This is a genomic window from Arsenophonus endosymbiont of Bemisia tabaci Q2, assembly GCF_902713415.1.
Lineage (GTDB): Bacteria > Pseudomonadota > Gammaproteobacteria > Enterobacterales > Enterobacteriaceae > Arsenophonus.
The window spans coordinates 17,967-36,523 of the sequence record NZ_CACTIE010000017.1 but is presented as its reverse complement, the minus strand read 5'-3'; the positions used below and the strand labels follow the sequence as shown (position 1 = coordinate 36,523).

The 18,557-nt window shown below is 37.5% G+C and carries 16 protein-coding genes and 8 pseudogenes; 13 read left to right on the top strand and 11 right to left on the bottom strand.

Annotated elements, in window-relative coordinates; genetic code table 11:
- The first annotated feature begins 559 nt into the window (after nt 1–559).
- The 9 genes and pseudogenes from ARSQ2_RS01450 (at nt 560) to corA (ending at nt 10,152) form a co-directional block, all read left to right on the top strand.
- Nucleotides 560–3,127, top strand: coding sequence for a class I adenylate cyclase (locus ARSQ2_RS01450; RefSeq protein WP_181994120.1), 2,568 nt, complete (start codon nt 560–562; stop codon nt 3,125–3,127).
- Between the two features lie 248 nt (nt 3,128–3,375).
- Nucleotides 3,376–3,579: an LPS translocon maturation chaperone LptM gene (gene lptM / locus ARSQ2_RS01445; RefSeq protein ID WP_032114340.1), complete on the top strand. Its 204-nt coding sequence runs from the start codon at nt 3,376–3,378 to the stop codon at nt 3,577–3,579.
- Between the two features lie 17 nt (nt 3,580–3,596).
- Nucleotides 3,597–4,421 (top strand): diaminopimelate epimerase, encoded by an 825-nt coding sequence (gene dapF / locus ARSQ2_RS01440; RefSeq protein ID WP_181994119.1) that lies wholly within the window; start codon nt 3,597–3,599, stop codon nt 4,419–4,421.
- A 28-nt stretch (nt 4,422–4,449) separates the two neighbouring features.
- Nucleotides 4,450–5,154 carry a DUF484 domain-containing protein gene (locus tag ARSQ2_RS01435; protein ID WP_181994118.1) on the top strand — a complete coding sequence of 235 codons (705 nt, stop codon included), beginning with the start codon at nt 4,450–4,452 and terminating at the stop codon, nt 5,152–5,154.
- A pseudogene (locus ARSQ2_RS01430) lies at nt 5,151–6,066 on the top strand (tyrosine recombinase XerC). Before ARSQ2_RS01435 ends, ARSQ2_RS01430 begins: the two are co-directional and overlap by 4 nt.
- Nucleotides 6,067–6,594 (top strand): HAD family hydrolase, encoded by a 528-nt coding sequence (locus ARSQ2_RS01425; protein WP_181994117.1) that lies wholly within the window; start codon nt 6,067–6,069, stop codon nt 6,592–6,594. It begins immediately after the preceding pseudogene.
- Nucleotides 6,595–6,668: 74 nt separating this feature from the next.
- Nucleotides 6,669–6,809: pseudogene (locus tag ARSQ2_RS14465) on the top strand (HAD hydrolase-like protein); the annotation flags it as partial.
- Nucleotides 6,810–6,951: 142 nt separating this feature from the next.
- Nucleotides 6,952–9,114 (top strand): DNA helicase II, encoded by a 2,163-nt coding sequence (gene uvrD / locus ARSQ2_RS01415; protein ID WP_476726893.1) that lies wholly within the window; start codon nt 6,952–6,954, stop codon nt 9,112–9,114.
- A gap of 84 nt (nt 9,115–9,198) precedes the next feature.
- Complete coding sequence (gene corA, locus ARSQ2_RS01410) at nt 9,199–10,152, top strand: magnesium/cobalt transporter CorA (protein WP_181994114.1); 954 nt, start codon at nt 9,199–9,201, stop codon at nt 10,150–10,152.
- 140 nt (nt 10,153–10,292) lie between these two features.
- Here corA and ARSQ2_RS01405 read toward each other — a convergent pair whose 3' ends face one another.
- From ARSQ2_RS01405 to ARSQ2_RS14455, 7 genes and pseudogenes are all read right to left on the bottom strand, one after another.
- Nucleotides 10,293–10,583 carry a hotdog family protein gene (locus ARSQ2_RS01405; RefSeq protein WP_181994113.1) on the bottom strand — a complete coding sequence of 97 codons (291 nt, stop codon included), beginning with the start codon at nt 10,581–10,583 and terminating at the stop codon, nt 10,293–10,295.
- Complete coding sequence (locus tag ARSQ2_RS11815; RefSeq protein ID WP_238334243.1) at nt 10,523–10,714, bottom strand: transposase; 192 nt, start codon at nt 10,712–10,714, stop codon at nt 10,523–10,525. The genes ARSQ2_RS01405 and ARSQ2_RS11815 overlap by 61 nt, the downstream gene beginning before the upstream one ends.
- 164 nt (nt 10,715–10,878) lie before the next feature.
- Complete coding sequence (locus ARSQ2_RS11810; RefSeq protein ID WP_202880357.1) at nt 10,879–11,424, bottom strand: IS630 transposase-related protein; 546 nt, start codon at nt 11,422–11,424, stop codon at nt 10,879–10,881.
- An 18-nt stretch (nt 11,425–11,442) separates the two neighbouring features.
- Nucleotides 11,443–11,742: pseudogene (locus tag ARSQ2_RS01395) on the bottom strand (acetate uptake transporter); the annotation flags it as partial.
- Complete coding sequence (locus ARSQ2_RS13445) at nt 11,739–12,002, bottom strand: transposase (RefSeq protein ID WP_338078223.1); 264 nt, start codon at nt 12,000–12,002, stop codon at nt 11,739–11,741. The pseudogene ARSQ2_RS01395 and the gene ARSQ2_RS13445, both read right to left, overlap by 4 nt.
- Complete coding sequence (locus tag ARSQ2_RS14460; protein ID WP_255487132.1) at nt 11,996–12,226, bottom strand: transposase; 231 nt, start codon at nt 12,224–12,226, stop codon at nt 11,996–11,998. Before ARSQ2_RS14460 ends, ARSQ2_RS13445 begins: the two co-directional genes overlap by 7 nt.
- 77 nt (nt 12,227–12,303) lie before the next feature.
- Nucleotides 12,304–12,615, bottom strand: a pseudogene (locus ARSQ2_RS14455) (IS630 transposase-related protein); the annotation flags it as partial.
- A gap of 133 nt (nt 12,616–12,748) precedes the next feature.
- Here ARSQ2_RS14455 and ARSQ2_RS01380 point away from each other — a divergent pair.
- The 3 genes and pseudogenes from ARSQ2_RS01380 to ARSQ2_RS14450 form a co-directional block, all read left to right on the top strand.
- Nucleotides 12,749–13,717, top strand: a pseudogene (locus ARSQ2_RS01380) (RQC domain-containing protein); the annotation flags it as partial.
- A 14-nt stretch (nt 13,718–13,731) separates the two neighbouring features.
- The gene (gene pldB / locus ARSQ2_RS01375; protein WP_181994135.1) at nt 13,732–14,748 is read left to right on the top strand and encodes a lysophospholipase L2; all 1,017 of its coding nucleotides are present in this window, start codon (nt 13,732–13,734) and stop codon (nt 14,746–14,748) included.
- Nucleotides 14,745–14,873, top strand: a pseudogene (locus ARSQ2_RS14450) (hypothetical protein); the annotation flags it as partial. The gene pldB and the pseudogene ARSQ2_RS14450, both read left to right, overlap by 4 nt.
- Here ARSQ2_RS14450 and ARSQ2_RS14445 read toward each other — a convergent pair.
- The 4 genes and pseudogenes from ARSQ2_RS14445 to rsgA all read right to left on the bottom strand — a co-directional run.
- A pseudogene (locus ARSQ2_RS14445) lies at nt 14,840–15,172 on the bottom strand (transposase); the annotation flags it as partial. The pseudogenes ARSQ2_RS14450 and ARSQ2_RS14445 sit on opposite strands and share 34 nt — an antisense overlap.
- A 202-nt stretch (nt 15,173–15,374) precedes the next feature.
- Nucleotides 15,375–15,659 (bottom strand): IS630 transposase-related protein, encoded by a 285-nt coding sequence (locus ARSQ2_RS01365; protein ID WP_181994112.1) that lies wholly within the window; start codon nt 15,657–15,659, stop codon nt 15,375–15,377.
- Nucleotides 15,660–15,740: 81 nt separating this feature from the next.
- Entirely contained in the window at nt 15,741–16,658 is a 918-nt protein-coding gene (gene asd, locus ARSQ2_RS01360; RefSeq protein ID WP_181994111.1) for an archaetidylserine decarboxylase, read from the bottom strand.
- 98 nt (nt 16,659–16,756) lie between these two features.
- Nucleotides 16,757–17,831: pseudogene (rsgA, locus tag ARSQ2_RS01355) on the bottom strand (small ribosomal subunit biogenesis GTPase RsgA).
- A 117-nt stretch (nt 17,832–17,948) separates the two neighbouring features.
- Here rsgA and orn point away from each other — a divergent pair.
- Complete coding sequence (gene orn / locus ARSQ2_RS01350) at nt 17,949–18,494, top strand: oligoribonuclease (protein WP_181994110.1); 546 nt, start codon at nt 17,949–17,951, stop codon at nt 18,492–18,494.
- Nucleotides 18,495–18,557 lie beyond the last annotated feature (63 nt).

The window sequence follows — 18,557 nt, the reverse complement described above, 5'->3', positions numbered from 1 at the left end:
TTTTTATTTTTCTTACGTCATTAGATTATGAGTGAATTATATATATAAAGGAAAGGTAGACAATTTTAACATTTTGGTAAATTTTTTCCAGTTGTAGCTGAGCACTGAATAAATATAGCTAATGCATAATTCAATTTGCAAACAGGAAAAAATGGTTTATAACAGTTGCAACGTGATTTTTTATCATTAAATTAAAGCAAATAAATACATATTCAATTAATTTTTTTATATTTTTCTGAATATTTATTAATGGAGGTAACTATAAAATTTTGATAAGAAAATTTAACCAATTATTTCCTTTTTTTATACAGATCATCTATTTGAAATTCTTAGAAACGAAAAAGATTTTTTAGGTAAAAGAATGGAAAGAATTTAGTGTGAAAAATAAACAGTTAATGTAGGTGTAATGTACTTTACCCTTTTGGTACAAAATGTTAAATTGATCACGTTTCTAGCAACCTATTCAAAAAGCTTATCGCTGTTATCGTTCCCCAATACTCAAGGAACCAATGGCTGAGTTAAGGTTATTTATTTTTTAAAGTTAATTCAGGCAAAACTTTTGTATCTTTACATTGAGAGACTAAAGCAAAGATTGGATGCGATCAATCAATTACGACTGGAACGAGCATCATCTTCTATGAATGAAGCGTTCAAGCATGTATATGGATTGCTGCCAGTTTTATTAAATTATCATCATCCCATGTTACCTGGTTATATAGAAGGTAATGTACCTGCTGGTGTCTGTTTTTTTGCGCCTGATGCTCAGCAAATTAATTCGTTAAAGCAGTTTGAGGCATATCTTTTTTGTGAACTATCTTCACAAAAAACCAATGGTGAATTAGCTATTACAGGTATTTATTCCATGGGAAGTACATCATCAATCGGGCAAAGTGATGTTTCTGATTTAGATATTTGGGTATGTCATCAATCATGGTTAGATCAAGAAGAAAGACAACTGCTACAAAAAAAATGTACATTAATTGCGCAATGGGCGTCCTGGCTTGGTATAGATGTTACTTTCTTTTTAATTGATGAAAATCGTTTTCGCCACCATACGAGTGGTAGTTTGAGCGATGAAGATTGCGGAACAACACAACATATATTGCTATTGGATGAATTTTATCGTACAGCGGTTCGTATAGCTGGGAAACGTTTGCTATGGATGATGGTACCCGCAGAAGAAGAAGCCAATTATGATGAATATGTTTTATTTTTGTACGCGCGGGGAGTATTAACGCCAAATGACTGGTTGGATTTAGGCGGCTTAGGTGAATTATCGGCTGAAGAGTATTTTGGTGCTAGCTTGTGGCAATTGTATAAAAGTGTTGATTCTCCTTATAAAGCGGTGCTGAAAAGTATTTTACTGGAAGCTTATTCGTGGAATTATCCGCATGGTATGTTGCTGGCAATGGAATTTAAGAAACGTTTGCATGCCGGGGAAATTGTTTCCTATGGTCTGGATGCCTATTGTTTAATGTTAGAACGCATTACCCGTTATTTAATGGAAATCGGTGATTTTAAACGCCTTGATTTGATTCGTCGCTGTTTTTACCTCAAAGTTTGTGAAAAATTGTCTGATGAAAAGAGTACCTCGGTGAGTGGTAGTTGGCGCAGGCAGGTGTTATCACAGCTTGTTACTTCATGGGAGTGGAATACAGAGCGATTAAGCATCCTCGACAAACGAAATTATTGGAAAATAGCGCAGGTTCGAGATGCACATAATGAATTACTTGACACCATGATGCAAAGTTATCGTAATCTTATTCGCTTTTCCCGTCGTAATAATTTACGGATTAGTGCAAACCCACAAGATATTGGTGTGTTGACGCGGAAATTGTATGCAGCCTTTGAAGTATTACCCGGGAAAGTCACTTTAGTTAATCCGCAAATTTCACCAGATCTATCTGAAAGTCATCTCACTTTTATTTATGTTCCAGCTGGTCGCCCCAATCGCAGTGGTTGGTACTTATATAATAAGGTGCCAACTATAGATTCTATTATTGGACACCAACCTTTAGAATATAACCGTTATCTTAGTAAATTAGTGGCATGGACTTACTTCAATGGTTTATTGACAGAACAATCCCATATTTATATTCATGATGGTGGTTCACAATGTGATGAGAATAAATTACATCAATTTATTAATGATATAACCACAAATTTTCCTATTCGATTACTAGCACCCACACCAAAAGCTTTATATAGTCCCTGTGAAATTCGCCATTTAGCCATTATTGTTAATTTAGAGAAAGATCCGACAGCGGTGTTTTCTGATCAAATTATTCATTTTGATTTACGTAAATTAGACATATTGAGTTTTGGTGATCCACCGCAATGCTTAGTGAGTAGTATTGATCTACTGTATCGTAACTCTTGGAATGAGGTAAGAACACTGCATTTCTTCGGTGAGCAATCTATGTTGGAAGCATTAAAAACGATCCTGGGCAAAATGCATCAAGATGCTGAACTGCCAGATGTGGTTGAAGTTTTTTGCTATAGCCAACATATGAGAGGGCTGATCGGTACACGAATTCAACAGCTGGTTTCAGAATGTATTGAATTACGTCTATCAAGCAGTTGTAATGACTCAGGGCGTTTTAAGGCACTACGTATTGCAGGTCAGACCTGGGGATTTTTTTTTGAGCGTTTGAATGTTTCAGTGCAGAAATTGGAAAATGCAGTCGAATTTTATGGTGCAATATCTAATAATAAATTACATGGTTTGCCGATAAAACTGCATATCAAAGAAACTTATCATTTACCTTTAGTTGTTGATGGTTATGCCAGTGAAGGGATTGTACAATTTTTCTTTGAGGATACAGAAGAGAATCATGGTTTTAATATCTATATTTTAGATAAAAAAAACCGGGTGGAAATTTATTCACATTGTGAAGGAAACAAAGAAGAACTTGTTAGGGATGTTAGCCGTTTTTACTCATCCTCACATTATCATTCTACCTACCGTGCAAGTTTAATCAATTTCAATTTACCGCAATTTTATCAGATAATAAAAGTAGAAGATAAAAATCAAGTCATTCCTTATTTGTCTGGCTCATTTTCAAACTCACCCTTCAATAAGAATGTCTGTCGAGAAGAATCAGGTATTAGTTTTTATATGCATTAATAATAAAGAATGATATTTTTTTTTCGCAGTTAGAGATCAAATGAAAATGGTTCACCACTTTGTTCACTAATAGCATAGGCTAGTATTTGGATAAAATTTTTATTACTGCGAGTACAATACCAATTGTCTATTTTGATGAAATTCTGTGTCTGTCATCGTCAATTTCCTATTTGCTTTTCTACGCCTAACTGCGATTATAGATTATAAATCATAAAGGATAATGATTTAAAGATGCAAGCGTTAACATAATGAAAAAATTACTTTGGCTATTTATGACATCGATATCTTTAACCTTACTTTCTGCTTGTGGTTTGAAAGGGCCACTCTATTTTCCAGCAAAAGCAACAGCGGAGCAAAAGACTGAAAGTACCATATCGTCTAAAGAGACAGAACATCAATCGATACAAACCGAAACATTGCAAAAATCGAGTAATGATAAAATAGCCAATTGATTAAGATGGAGTAGAAAATGCAATTCTCCAAAATGCATGGTTTGGGTAACGATTTTATGGTGGTAGATGCCGTTACTCAGAATGTTTATTTTTCTCCTGAACTTATTTGTCGTTTATCAGATCGACATAAGGGAATTGGATTTGATCAGCTTTTAGTTGTTGAAGCACCTTATGATCCCGATCTTGATTTTCATTATCGTATTTTTAATGCCGATGGTAGTGAAGTGGCTCAATGTGGTAATGGTGCTCGTTGTTTTGCTCGTTTTGTTCGCCTTAAAAAATTGACCAATAAACGCGATATCAAGGTAAGTACTCAATCTGGCAGGTTAACATTATCAGTAGCAAAAAATGAAGATGTTTATGTCAATATGGGAGTTCCTGAGTTTGAGGCAAATAAAGTACCATTTAAAGCGCAAAAAGCTGAGAAAACTTATATAATTAGAACTCAGCAACAAATAATATTATGCGGCGTGGTTTCTATCGGCAACCCTCATTGTGTATTACAGGTTGAAAATATTGACACGGCTGAAGTTGCTTTATTAGGGTCGATGCTTGAAAAGCATGAACGTTTTCCTGAGCGAGCTAATATAGGATTTATGCAGGTTATTGATCATGAACACATTCGATTACGTGTACATGAACGTGGTGTAGGAGAAACACAGGCTTGTGGAAGTGGTGCCTGTGCTGCTGTTGCTATCGGTATTCAGCAAGGTTTATTAAAAAAAAATGTCCGTGTTGATTTACCTGGTGGCATGCTAAAAATTCGTTGGAATGGACTGGGTCATCCACTGTTTATGACAGGCCCTGCGACACATGTTTATGATGGTGTTATTCATTTCTAAGTTTTGTTTGGTTAAGAGGTCTTTTATTATGGATAAAAAAGAAGCAGCATTTGATCCTAAACCTCTGTTAGATGATCAGACAGTCGTAAAATATCTAAAAAGCAATCCTCATTTTTTTATTCGCAATGCAGCTGCTGTTGAACAGATACGGGTTCCTCATCCGGTTCATCATGCGGTTTCATTAGTTGAATGGTCGATGAAACGTCAACGAGTTTATATCCAAAATCTGGAACAGGATATGCAACTATTGGTTGAGCAGGCGCACAATAATGAAATACTATTTAATCTACTGTTAAAATTGGTTATTCAGCTATCAACAGCAGATGATTTTGCCGATTTTCAGCGACGTTTATATGCCTGGTCAAGAAGTTTTGGTTTGAGCGGTGCTTATATTCGCTTGTTTAGTGATTGTTGGCAGCTAAGCATACCAATTGATGCGCAAAAAGTTATGATTTCTCGTCAGGCATTTGAGCCTGTTCGTATTCAGCGATTTGGTAAAAAAAATCATTATCTTAGTACGTTAAATAATCCAGAAATATTATTATTAATGCCAGACGCAAATCATGTCGGTTCGGTGGCTATTTCTTTATTAGGCCTTTATGGTAATTTAGGGATGGTGATCTTTAGTAGCCGCGATACTCAGCATTATCAAAAAGGGATGGGAACGACAATGCTTGACCACTTAGCCAAATTATTGCCCGATTTGCTGTTACGCTGGGTAACTCGTGCATGAATTCAATACGGCAAAGCTTGCAGCAGCGAATTGAGGACTTTTTGCGTTACTTACGTGTAGAACAGCAGCTAAGCCCCGTGACGATTATTAATTATCAACGCCAATTAGTCATGTTAATGGACATGGCTATAAATATGAACATCAATGATTCGAGGCAATTAGAAACATCACATGTTCGTATGATGGTTGCAAAATGTCGCCGACAAGGATCCACAGGCAGCGACTCTCGCTCTACGTCTTTCGTCATTAAGAAGTTTTTTAAATTGCTTAGTTGAGCAGGGCATATTAACCGCTAATCCAGCTAAAACCGTTAGAACGCCGAAAAATAAACGCCATTTACCAAAAAATATCGATGTAGATGAAGTCAATCAATTGTTAAATATTGATTTAGCAGATCCGCTATCTGTACGTAACAGAACCATGTTGGAAGTGATGTATGGCGGAGGATTGCGTTTATCGGAACTAGTTAATTTGAATTGCCAACATCTGGATTTACCTAATGGTGAAGTTTGGGTTATGGGAAAAGGTAGTAAAGAACGGAAGATACCATTAGGACGTATTGCGGTAGCATTTTTAATCCGTTGGCTTGAGATGCGCCAGCAATATGTTAAGCAAGACGAAGCTGTTTTTATCTCAATGGAAAGAGGAAAACGTATTTCCGCTCGGAATGTACAAAAGCGTTTTGCATTATGGGGAATTCGTCAGAATGTGAGAAGTCATATTCATCCTCATAAACTTCGTCACTCTTTTTCCACTCATATCCTGGAATCAAGTCGCGATTTAAGGGCAGTTCAAGAGTTACTAGGACATGCTAATCTTTCTACCACTCAAGTTTATACTCACCTAGATTTTCAACATTTAGCCAAGGTTTATGATGTGGCTCATCCAAGGGAAAAAAGGGAGAAACCTTGAATGCATGTTTATCGGCAATTAACTTCTATTGCAGAGATTACCTTTGATTTGGATGATACACTGTATGATAATCGCCCTGTTATTGCTAAAACTGAACAGGAATTATTAAATTTTATTCGTTGCTATGACGATCGCTTTAATAAACTTCAATTTGCCGATTTGAAAAACTATCAAACGTTAATTGTTAATCAATATCCTAAAATTTATCATGATGTTACACAGTGGCGTTGGTTAGCAGTCAAGGCGTTACTTTGTCAGTATGGTTACGATCGAGAAGGATCTGCTGGTGGTGCTGACGATATAATGGCACAATTTTCTTATTCGCGTAGTCAAATCGTAGTCCCAGACGTGACCCATAAAATCTTATCTACCTTAGCGGAAAAATTCCCACTAGCGGTTATTACTAATGCCAATGCAGATCCGTATGCTTGTGGATTAGGCGATTATTTTCAATTTGTTTTTAAAGCGGGCCCAGATGGACGCGCTAAACCGTTTAGTGATATGTATAGCTGGGCGACTTTAAAATGATTACAAGTAATTACTCTATATCAGTAAATTTATATTGGAGAAAAACATATATTTTGTAATCAAAATTAAGACGCTTAGCTATATTATCTTGCTGCGCAGAAATTTATATTGTAGTGGATAAAATTTTACATGCCGGTGATGATTTAATAACCGATATTCAAGGTGCTTTACACAGTGGCATGCAAGCTTGTTGGATAAATACTAACAGTAGCAACTTACTAGGCACCAATGAGAATGACATATTACCTCATATTGAGGTCACCGGTTTAGCTTCACTCATTGCGCTGATATAATCTTCTCATTTGGTTAAAAATACAGTAGTGATTTATTGACTGCTCTCTTAATTTAATGGTAACCATGAACGCCTTATATTTACTTGAAAACTTAAATAATAAGCAACGCGAAGCTGTTGCTGCTCCTCGAACGAATATGTTAATACTTGCTGGCGCAGGTAGTGGTAAAACACGGGTACTGGTTCATCGAATTGCCTGGTTATTGACGATTGATAAGGTTTCGCCTTTCTCGATTATGGCGGTGACATTTACCAATAAAGCAGCGGCTGAAATGCGTCATCGTATTAATACGTTATTAGGTAGGGATCAAGGCGGTATGTGGGTAGGAACTTTTCATGGCCTGGCGCATCGTCTATTGCGGGCTCACTATTTGGATGCCAATTTACCGCAAGATTTCCAAATCTTAGATAGTGATGATCAATATCGTTTATTGCGTAGAATTATGAAGGCCATCAATCTGGATGAAAGTAAGTGGCCACCACCTCAGGCTATGTGGTACATCAATGCAAAAAAAGATGAAGGCTTGCGGCCACAGCATATTGAAAGTTATGGCAATCCAACAGAGGCGACGTGGCTGCGAGTTTATCAGGCTTATCAGGAAGCGTGTGATCGGACCGGATTAGTTGATTTTGCTGAACTTTTATTGCGTGCCCATGAAATGTGGCTGAAGAAACCGCATATGCTACAACATTATCGTGAACGTTTTACCAATATTCTGGTTGATGAATTTCAAGATACCAACAGTATCCAGTATGCCTGGATACGTATTTTGGCCGGTGATACTGGCAAGGTGATGATTGTTGGTGATGACGATCAATCAATTTATGGTTGGCGTGGCGCACAGGTAGAAAATATTCAACGTTTTTTGCAAGATTTTCCGGCGGCGGAAACTATTCGGCTAGAACAAAATTATCGTTCGACTAACAATATCTTGAAGTCGGCTAATGCACTGATTGCCAATAATAATAACCGGTTAGGAAAAAATCTCTGGACAGAAGGGGCTGATGGTGAACCTATTTCACTTTATTGTGCCTTTAACGAGTTAGATGAAGCGCGTTATGTTGCTAGTCGCATTAAACAATGGCATGAGAAAGGGGGCGCTTTAAAGCAGTGCGCAATTCTTTATCGCAGCAATTCACAATCACGAGTGCTTGAAGAAGCCTTATTACAGTCTTCAATGCCTTATCGTATTTATGGTGGCCAACGCTTTTTTGAGCGGCAGGAAATTAAAGATGCGCTCTCTTATTTACGTTTGGTTGCTAACCGTAATGATGATGCATCATTTGAGCGAGTTGTTAATACACCAAGTCGAGGTATCGGTGAACGAACTTTAGAAACTGTTCGTCAGGCCGCGCGTGAAAAACAACTCACGCTTTGGGAAAGTTGTGAATATTTATTAGCTGAAAAAGTCATTGGAGGTCGCGCGGCCAGGGCGATTGAACGGTTTCTCGAGCTAATTGATGCATTAGCTAAAGAAACGACGGATATGCCGTTACATGTTCAAACTGATCGCGTGATCCGCGACTCAGGTCTGCGGTCGATGTACCAGCAAGAAAAAGGCGAAAAAGCGCAAGCGCGGATTGAAAACCTTGAGGAGTTAGTCACTGCTATTCGTCAATTTAGTTATGAAGAAGAAGATCAAGATTTAATCCTACTGCAAGCATTTTTGTCTCATGCTGCGTTGGAATCCGGCGAAGGGCAGGCGGAGTTACATCAAGATGCCGTTCAGTTAATGACGCTACATTCGGCAAAAGGTTTAGAATTTCCATTTGTTTTTATTGTTGGTATGGAAGAAGGTATGTTTCCAAGCCAAAGGAGTGCGGAAGAGAGCGGAGGGCTGGCAGAAGAAAGGCGATTGGCTTATGTTGGGTTGACACGAGCGATGGAGAAATTGACGCTGACTTATGCGGAAAGCCGTCGATTATATGGTAAAGAAGTCTACCATCGTCCTTCGCGTTTTATTGCCGAATTACCGATTGAATGTATTGAAGAAGTCCGTTTGCGTGCAACAGTTTCTCGCCCTATTAGTCATCAGCGACTTGGTACCCCAATTAATCGAAATGATAGTGGCTATGCATTAGGCCAACGGATTCGTCATCCTAAGTTTGGTGAAGGAACTATTATTAATTTGGAAGGGGATGGTGAGCGTTGCCGCTTGCAGATAGCTTTTCAGGGAGAGGGGATCAAATGGTTTGTTGCAGCTTATGCTAAATTAGAGTTGCAATAAAGAACGCTTGAAGTATGGGAATTTTTATTACTAATTAACTGGCTATTATTTTGCTATTTGGGGTTTTGAAGGAGGCGCCATAATATGCTGCTGGCATTTAAATTAGACAACCACCGTTGTTTGTCTCGCCTTGAGCTTGATGAAGGTCAAAAAATAACCGATGCGGTATGGGTTGATTTAATGGAACCTGATGAAAAAGAACGGCAAACAGTGCAAACTGAATTGAAACAATTATTAGTAACCCCATCTGAATTAACCGATATTGAAGCATCGGCTCGTTTTTTTGAGGATGAGGATGGTTTACATATTCATTCGTTTTTTTATTATCAAGATAGTGATGAGCATGTTAGTAATTCGACGGTTGCTTTCACTTTTCGTGATGGCCGTTTATATACCTTACGGGAACGTGATCTGCCGGCTTTTCATTTGTATCGTATGCGTTCAAAAAGCCAAAAGCTGATCGATGCTAATGCTTATGAGTTATTTTTAGATTTATTTGAAACCAAAATTGAACAACTTGCTGATGTAATAGAAAATATTTATAGCGTATTGGAATCGTTAAGCCGGATTATTTTGGAAGGCAAACAAGCTGGTGAACTCGATAGCGCACTTTCTAATTTAGCGGAACAAGAAGATATTGGCTGGAAAGTGCGGTTGTGTTTGATGGACAGTCAACGAGCATTAAATTTTTTGATTCGCCGAGCAAGATTGCCGGCAGGTCAATTAGAGCAAGCGAGAGACATTTTACGTGATATTGAATCACTGCTACCTCATAATGAATCACTATTTCAAAAAGTAAATTTTCTTATGCAAGCGGCAATAGGTTTTATTAATATTGAGCAAAGTCGAATTATTAAAATTTTCTCCTTTGTTTCTGTGGTCTTTTTACCGCCAACGCTGGTGGCGTCTAGTTACGGTATGAATTTTGAATTTATGCCTGAATTAGGCTGGCTTTTTGGCTATCCGGCAGCAATTATATTGATGATTATTGCCGGGCTGGCACCTTATCTTTATTTTAAACGTAAGAATTGGCTTTGAATTTATCAGATAAATAAAGATAACTTGAGTCAAGTAGAAAGGCCAGCTTAATAACATAAGCTTCATATAACGTTTATTTAAAATAGATTTTTATTATGTTCTTAGCTTGGTTATTTATATTTAACCCACGAAACAAGTGGCTATGCCTGTTGCGATATGTTTATTTTCGTTATTATGCAATTCGGCCCGGGCAACAGAAATCTTATTACCAGTGCGAATGATTTTTCCACTTGCAATAAATTTTTACCACGACCTGGACGCAAGTAATTAATATTTAAATCGATGGTCGCAAAGGCTGATAAACGCTCTTTGAGCGCTTCTTTTGACAATGAAGTTATTCGACTTATAGCTAAAAGCGACTTAATTTTGATTACACCATATTGAGTGCGAACAAAATATCTGTGTCGCATCCGAGCGCTCTTTTTTTGCATTTAGCTTGTGCCCATTTATGTTCAATTGGATTAAGATCTGGCGAATAGGTAGGCAAATATTCCACCATATGCCCCGCATCGATGATGACTTGTTCAATACTGCGTTTCTTGTGAAAAGTTGCATTATCCATCATGATTACACTGTTTTTAGGAAGTACTGGGATAAGGACTTGGGTGACACCCATGCATAGAAAACATCGCTGTTAATATTGATATCAAATAATCCGATAGCAAACATAATCCGATAGCAAACAGCGTTGTGCCAAATAAAGCGCCGATAACATTTGTTCTTCCTTTAGCTCCCCAGTTCTTGAGAACAACACACCGCGTTGACCTTTCGGGGAATAGCCGTGAGTCCGCGGGGTATCGTGTGAAAAACCACTTTCATCAATAAAAACAATATGCTTGCCTTCTTTTTCATACTGTTGTTTTTTTGTTGAAACGTTTGTCGAGTGTTTTCGTCGGCTTTCGGATGACGTAGAGTTTTTTTATAGGTCAATCCCATTTTTTTAAGAGCTTGCCAAATAGCCTTCTGACAAACGCCAAAACGCCCTGCACGCTCTTTTTGGTAAGCATCTGGATATTGTTCAACATCTTTTATCAACTCGGATTTATCGATTTTTCGCTGACGCGTAGTCGACGCTTTTTGCTCTATTTGATTAATCCAACGCGATACAGATGCAGAGCCAATCCAAAATTGCTTCCCTGTTTCTCGGATACTCAACCCTTCTTCTTCCATCGTAAATATCACTTTATAGCTAAGCGACTTAATTTTGATTACAAAAATATATGTTTTTCTCCAATATAAATTTACTGATATAGAGTGATTACTTGCAATCATTTTAAAGTCGCCTAGCTATAACAGCGCAAAAAGTACGGTCAGACTAGCAAAAACGAATTGTAGTGCGCGATTAGCCTTTAACGTGCCAACAAACATAAATAAGGTAAAGATAGCCGACAATGCCAAGTAAACTGCCAGAAAATCTGCGGATGTTACTTGCACCGACGCTATTTCAGGCAGCATTAATAAACCAACTAAACTGAGTCAAAACAAGCCATAAGATGAGAATGCCGTTGCGGCAAAGGTATTTCCTTTTTTATATTCAAAAATACCGGCAATAATCTGGGCAATACCACCATAAAAGATACCCATACTTAGTCATACTTAGTATAGCTAAGCGACTTAATTTTGATTACACCATATTGAGTGCGAAAAAAATATCTGTGTCGCCATCCGAGCGCTCTTTTTTTACATATAGCTTGTGCCCATTTATGTTCAATTGGATTAAGATCTGGCGAATAGGTAGGCAAATATTCCACCATATGCCCCGCATCGATGATGACTTGTTGAATACTCTGTTTCTTGTGAAAAGTTGCATTATCCATCATGATTACACTGTTTTTAGGAAGTACTAGGATAAGGACTTGGGTGACTCATGCATAGAAAACATCGCTGTTAATATTGATATCAAATAATCCGATAGCAAACATAATCCGATAGCAAACAGCGTTGTGCCAAATAAAGCGCCGATAACATTTGTTCTTCCTTTAGCTCCCCAGTTCTTGAAACCAAGACACCGTTGACCTTTCGGGGAATAGCCGTGAGTCCGCGGGGTATCGTGTGAAAAACCACTTTCATCAATAAAAACAATATGCTTGCCTTCTTTTTCATACTGTTGTTTTTTTGTTGAAACGTTTGTCGAGTGTTTTCGTCGGCTTTCGGATGACGTAGAGTTTTTTTATAGGTCAATCCCATTTTTTTAAGAGCTTGCCAAATAGCCTTCTGACAAACGCCAAAACGCTCTGCACGCTCTTTTTGGTAAGCATCTGGATATTGTTCAACATCTTTTATCGACTCGGATTTATCGATTTTTCGCTGACGCGTAGTCGATGCTTTTGGCTCTATTTGATTAATACAACGCGATACAGATGCAGAGCCAATCCGAAATTGCTTCCCTGTTTCTCGGATACTCAACCCTTCTTCTTCCATGGTAAATATCACTTTACGTCTAAAATCAATTGAATAGCTCATATAAATAATGTCATCAAAATTAAGTCGCTTAGCTATATAGCTGGGCGACTTTAAAATGATTACAAGTAATTACTCTATAGCAGTAAATTTATATTGGAGAAAAACATATATTTTGTAATCAAAATTAAGACCCTTAGCTATAGTGGTTGAAACGGTGGCATTTGGTATGGGAATTAATAAATCTAATGTCCGTTTTGTCGTCCATTTTGATATTGCCCGTAATATATAATCTTATTATCAAGAAACCGGTAGAGCTGGACGCGATGGCTTAGCTCCAGAAGCTATTTTATTTTATGATCCCGCTGATTTATCTTGGTTGCGTCGTTGTTTGGCGGAAAAGTCTGCCGAACAATTACAAGAAATTGAGCGCCATAAACTAAATGCCATGAATGCTTTTGCCGAGACACAAACCTGTCGCCGTCTATTATTGTTAAATTATTTTGGTGAAAATCAGCAGCAACCTTGTGGTAACTGCGATATCTTTTTAGATCCACCGAAACGGTATGATGGCCTAATTGATGCTCAGAAAGTACTTTCTTGTATTTATCGGACAGGGCAGCGTTTTGGTATTGGCTATATTGTTGACATTTTGCGCGGTGAAAATCATCAACGTATACGTGAATTTGATCATGATAAGTTGCCAGTTTATGGTTTGGGTAAAGAACAGAATCATGAGCATTGGGTGAGTGTGTGTCGGGAACTTATTCATATGGGTTTAGTGAACCAAAATATTGCTCATTTTTCAGCATTACAATTGACAGAAGCAGCTAGGCCGATATTGCGCGGCGAGGTACCATTACAATTGGCTTTTGCTAGAATTTTATCAAAAAAAAGCCGTAATCAGCAAAATAAAAACTACCAAGGCCATTATGATAAAAAATTATTTGCTAAATTACGTCAATTAAGAAAAGTGATTGCTAATGAAGAAAATATTCCACCTTTTGTGGTTTTTAACGATGCCACTTTAATAGAGATGGCGGAGCGATGCCCTGTCGGGTCGAATGAACTACTGTTGATTAATGGTGTAGGTCAAAGAAAATTAGCACGATTTGGTGAGGCATTTATGACATTGATTCGCGATCATCTGGCAGATTTTGAATGAGTTTAGGAGTAATTATGACGTCTGACATACTAAAAGCGAGTTGGCTGACACGTGAATCTCAGTTTTTAGCGTTTGCTAATGGTCCGCTTTTAGATTTTTGGAAGATGCATGATGAAGCAGAATTTATTGGCGTTGATAATATTCCTATTCGTTATGTAAAAATTTGTTCTGCTCAGCATGATAAAGCAATTGTTATTTTGCCCGGGCGTAATGAAAGCTATGTAAAATATCCTGAAGTCGCTTATGATCTTTATCATCTTGGTTATGATATTTTTATCATAGATCATCGTGGGCAAGGCCTTTCGGGAAGAATGTTGGCCGATCCGCAAAAGGGGCACGTCGAAAAATTTACTGATTATATTGATGATTTTGAATCTTTTATTTCTTTTGAGATCAAGTCACAACACTATTCACGTTGTTATGCACTCTCCCATTCAATGGGAGGGGCTATTCTTGCGGGTTATTTGCTGAGAGATAGTCTGACCTTTAATGCTGCGGTTTTATGTGCTCCAATGATAGGCATTAATTTACCGGTTTCACGTTGGTTGGCAAATTTTATCATTCAATGTGCTGAGGCGAGATCCAATACCCGTGATGATTATGCAGTATCAACCGGTAGATGGCAGCCATTACCCTTTATTATTAATGTGTTGACCCATAGTTATGAACGTTATCGGCGTTATTTACGTTATTATGCCGATTATCCTGAATTACGCCTTGGTGGTCCAACTTATCATTGGATTAGGGAGAGTCTGCAGTTTGGTGCTAGCTTAATTGAAAAAGCGACAGAGATCGCGGTCCCGCTGATGGTATTAGAAGCGAGTGAAGATAAGGTCGTTAGTAATCGGGACATCCAGAGATTTTGTGTCGCTCGGCAAAAAATGCAGAGGGGAAGAGAGGAAAAGTTACCTTTAATTATTGAAGGGGCAGACCATGAAATATTATTTGAAAACGATGCATTACGTGCTATGGCACTTAATGCAATTTGTGATTTTTTTGATCAACATTTATTAACCAAGGAAAAACAATGACGTATTCTGTTGTTGCTTCAGATTTAGATGGTACTTTACTGTCTCCTGACCACACTTTACCCCTTTATATAGCTAAGCGACTTAATTTTGATTACATCATATTGAGTGCGAACAAAATATCTTTTTCGCATCCGAACGCTATTTTTTTGCATTTAGCTTGTGCCCATTTATGTTCAATTGGATTAAGAACTGGCGAATAGGTAGGCAAATATTCCACCATATGCCCCGCATCGATGATGACTTGTTGAATACTCTGTTTCTTGTGAAAAGTTGCATTATCCATCATGATTACACTGTTTTTAGGAAGTACTGGGATAAGGACTTGGGTGACCCATGCATAGAAAACATCGCTGTTAATATTGATATCAAATAATCCGATAGCAAACAGCGTTGTGCCCAATAAAGCGCCGATAACATTTGTTCTTCCTTTAGCTCCCCAGTTCTTGAGACCAACACACCGCGTTGACCTTTCGGGGAATAGCCGTGAGTCCGCGGGGTATCGTGTGAAAAACCACTTTCATCAATAAAAACAATATGCTTGCCTTCTTTTTCATACTGTTGTTTTTTGTTGAAACGTTTGTCGAGTGTTTTCGTCGGCTTTCGGATGACGTAAAGTTTTTTATAGGTCAATCCCATTTTTTAAGAGCTTGCCAAATGGCCTTCTCAAAAACGCTAAAACGCTCTGCACGCTCTTTTTGGTAAGCATCTGGATATTGTTCAACATCTTTTATCAACTCGGATTTATCGATTTTTCGCTGACGCGTAGTCAATGCTTTTGGCTCTATTTGATTAATCCAACGCGATACAGATGCAGCGCCAATCCGAAATTGCTTCGCTGTTTCTCGGATACTCAACCCTTCTTCTTCCATCGTAAATATCACTTTACGTCTAAAATCAATTGAATAGCTCATATAAATAATGTGATCAAAATTAAGTCGCTTAGCTATAGGATGCCGACTATCAGGCGGACAATATGATTTCCTCAGATAAAATTATTCAGATCCATCAATTAAATTTTGTCGATGGGTCTGTTCCTCAGTATTTGGATAAATTGATTCTGCTAATAATTCTCCTACTCGAGTGACGGATCCTTGCTCTAGAGTAGAATTGAGTTTGATATGGTTAGATTCAAACAAATTGATAACAGTTGAACCCAGTTTGAATTTTCCCATTTCTTCACCTTTTTTCAGATAAACCGCACCTGTTTTATCTTTTTCTGGGTAAGTCCAACGTTTGATAATTCCTTCCCGTTGATTATTGACGCAGCCACACCAGCTAGTATCTATGCTGCCAACAATTGTTGCGCCTATTAGAATTTGAGCTATTTTTCCAAATGCTGTTTCAAAAATACAGATGAGACGTTCATTACGGGCGAAAAGATTAGGGATGTTTGTTGCAGTCAGTTGATTAACAGAAAAGAGATCACCAGGGACATAAATCATTTCAGTTAGTAAGCCATCACAAAACATATGGACACGATGATAGTCACCTGGAGATAAGTAAGTAGTTACAAACAAACCATTTCGAAACTCCTTGGCCAGTATATAATTACCTGCTAATAATGCCGCTAAACTGTAAAAATGATCCTTAGCTTGTAGGATCTGATCATCCATAATTAATCCTAATTGGCTTATTACACCATCGGCTGGTAGAGCAAGTTGATTACTACCTGCAACAATAGGACGAATATTTTGTTTTAATGGGCGAGTAAAAAATTCATTAAAGGTAGAATAAGCGGAAAACTCACTTTCTTTGGCTTCTGCCATATCAACTTTATAAAACTTGGCAAAAAGCTTGATCATTAATTGGGTAAACCCAGCCGCTTTTTGATCCGCAAGCCAACCTGCTAATTGCGTTAGCCCTTGTTTTGGTAATAGATATTGTAATTTGATCTTTATTTTTTCCAGCACATTAACCTCTAATCTGATCCTAATGTTATTGGGTTGTAATCAAAAAAAGATAGTTATTGTACCTATGCTTTTTATAAATTCCAGAATTATGTTTATAACTATTTATTATCTGTAAAAGATCCACGTGGTTTTATTTGTTCAATGCTTGCTAAAATTCGATGGTAATTTTCGAAACGTGATTTTGCTATTTTTCCAGCGATTACCGCTTGTTGTAATGCACATCCAGGATCGTCTAAATGCTTGCAATCACGAAATTTGCAGTATCCCAAATATTGCCTGAATTCGGCAAATCCTTTAGTTATTTGTTCCTTTGTCAGATGCCCTAAGCCAAACTCACGGATGCCTGGTGAATCAATAAGATAACCTCCTTTGGCGAAGTGGTAAAGACGTGCCGTTCTTGTTGTATGTTGACCTAATCCTGAATTATCAGATACTTGGTTGATTAAGATTTTTTCTTTATTGTCAGGTAATAAGTTATTAATCAAACTGGACTTACCGACACCAGATTGCCCGACAAAAATAGATATTTTTCCTATAAGGTTTTCAATAAGCGTATCTATTCCTTCATTAGTATGACTGGATACCTCTAAAACTACATAGCGAATGTTATGATAAAGTTTTATTGCTTTACGTATTTCTTTTCTGTTCCCTTTATTGAGTAGGTCAATTTTATTTAAAATAATCATTGGTGCAATATTAAGTGTTTCGCAGGCAACTAAATAACGATCAATAATATTTAATGATAATTGGGGAAAAATTGCTGAGACAATAATCGCTTGGTTGATATTAGCCGCGATAGGTTTGAGGCCGTCATAGTAATCGGGGCGAGTCAAGACCGATGTTCGTTCATAGACTCCTTCTATGACACCATTAACTTTTATATTAGACTGATGATGTAGCGCAGGACGCCAAATAACACCTAACACCATCACCGGTGACTAATGAGTGAATTGTTCGGCGAATATTACAGTGTTGAATGTCACCTTCATTTTTCTCTATATCTGCATGCTGACCAAAACGGCTAATAACTAACACATCTTGGGGAATACCAAGCTGATTATCATTAATATCTTGCTGAGATTGTTTTTTTAGCTTAGTTTGATGGTTTGCATGTATTCTGCGTTGTTGGCCTTTGGTAAATTTCTTTTTAGTTAGCCACCTGACCTCACTAATTTTATTGGTTTGTTGATTGAATTCGTTATCAAGAGTTATCGCAGTTGTGCTTTTAAGCAGCTATCAATACAGTAAGTATTGCATGCTATCAGTTTAGAATGGAACCTAGGATATAACATGGTAAATAGTGAGAACAATTTGATATGGATAGATTTGGAAATGACGGGATTGGATCCGGAACAGGATCGTATCATTGAGATCGCAACAATTGTCACTGATTCCAATCTAACTATTTTATCCGAAGGGCCAGTGATTGCCATTCATCAATCAGAGCAACAGTTGTCACTTATGGATGAGTGGAATGTTAAAACTCATACTGAAAGTAGATTGATTGATAGAGTTAAATCTAGTCAATATGATGAAAAAAAAGCAGAATTAGCTACAATTGCATTTTTAGAAAAGTGGTTACCTGCGGGGGTTTCACCTATTTGTGGTAATAGTGTTGCTCAAGACCGTCGTTTTTTATTCAAATATATGCCTGAGTTGGAAAAATACTTTCATTACCGTTACTTAGATGTGAGTAGCTTAAAAGAGCTGGCGCGCCGTTGGAAGCCTGATATATTGGCCGGTTTTATGAAAAAAAATACCCATCAGGCTTTAGAAGATATAAAGGAATCTATTGCAGAATTAGCTTATTATCGTCAACACTTTATCAACCTTTAAATCGTGTTATGATCATGCTGATTATGAGCGATTTGCTGTTTTAATCAGCATTTAGATTGAAAA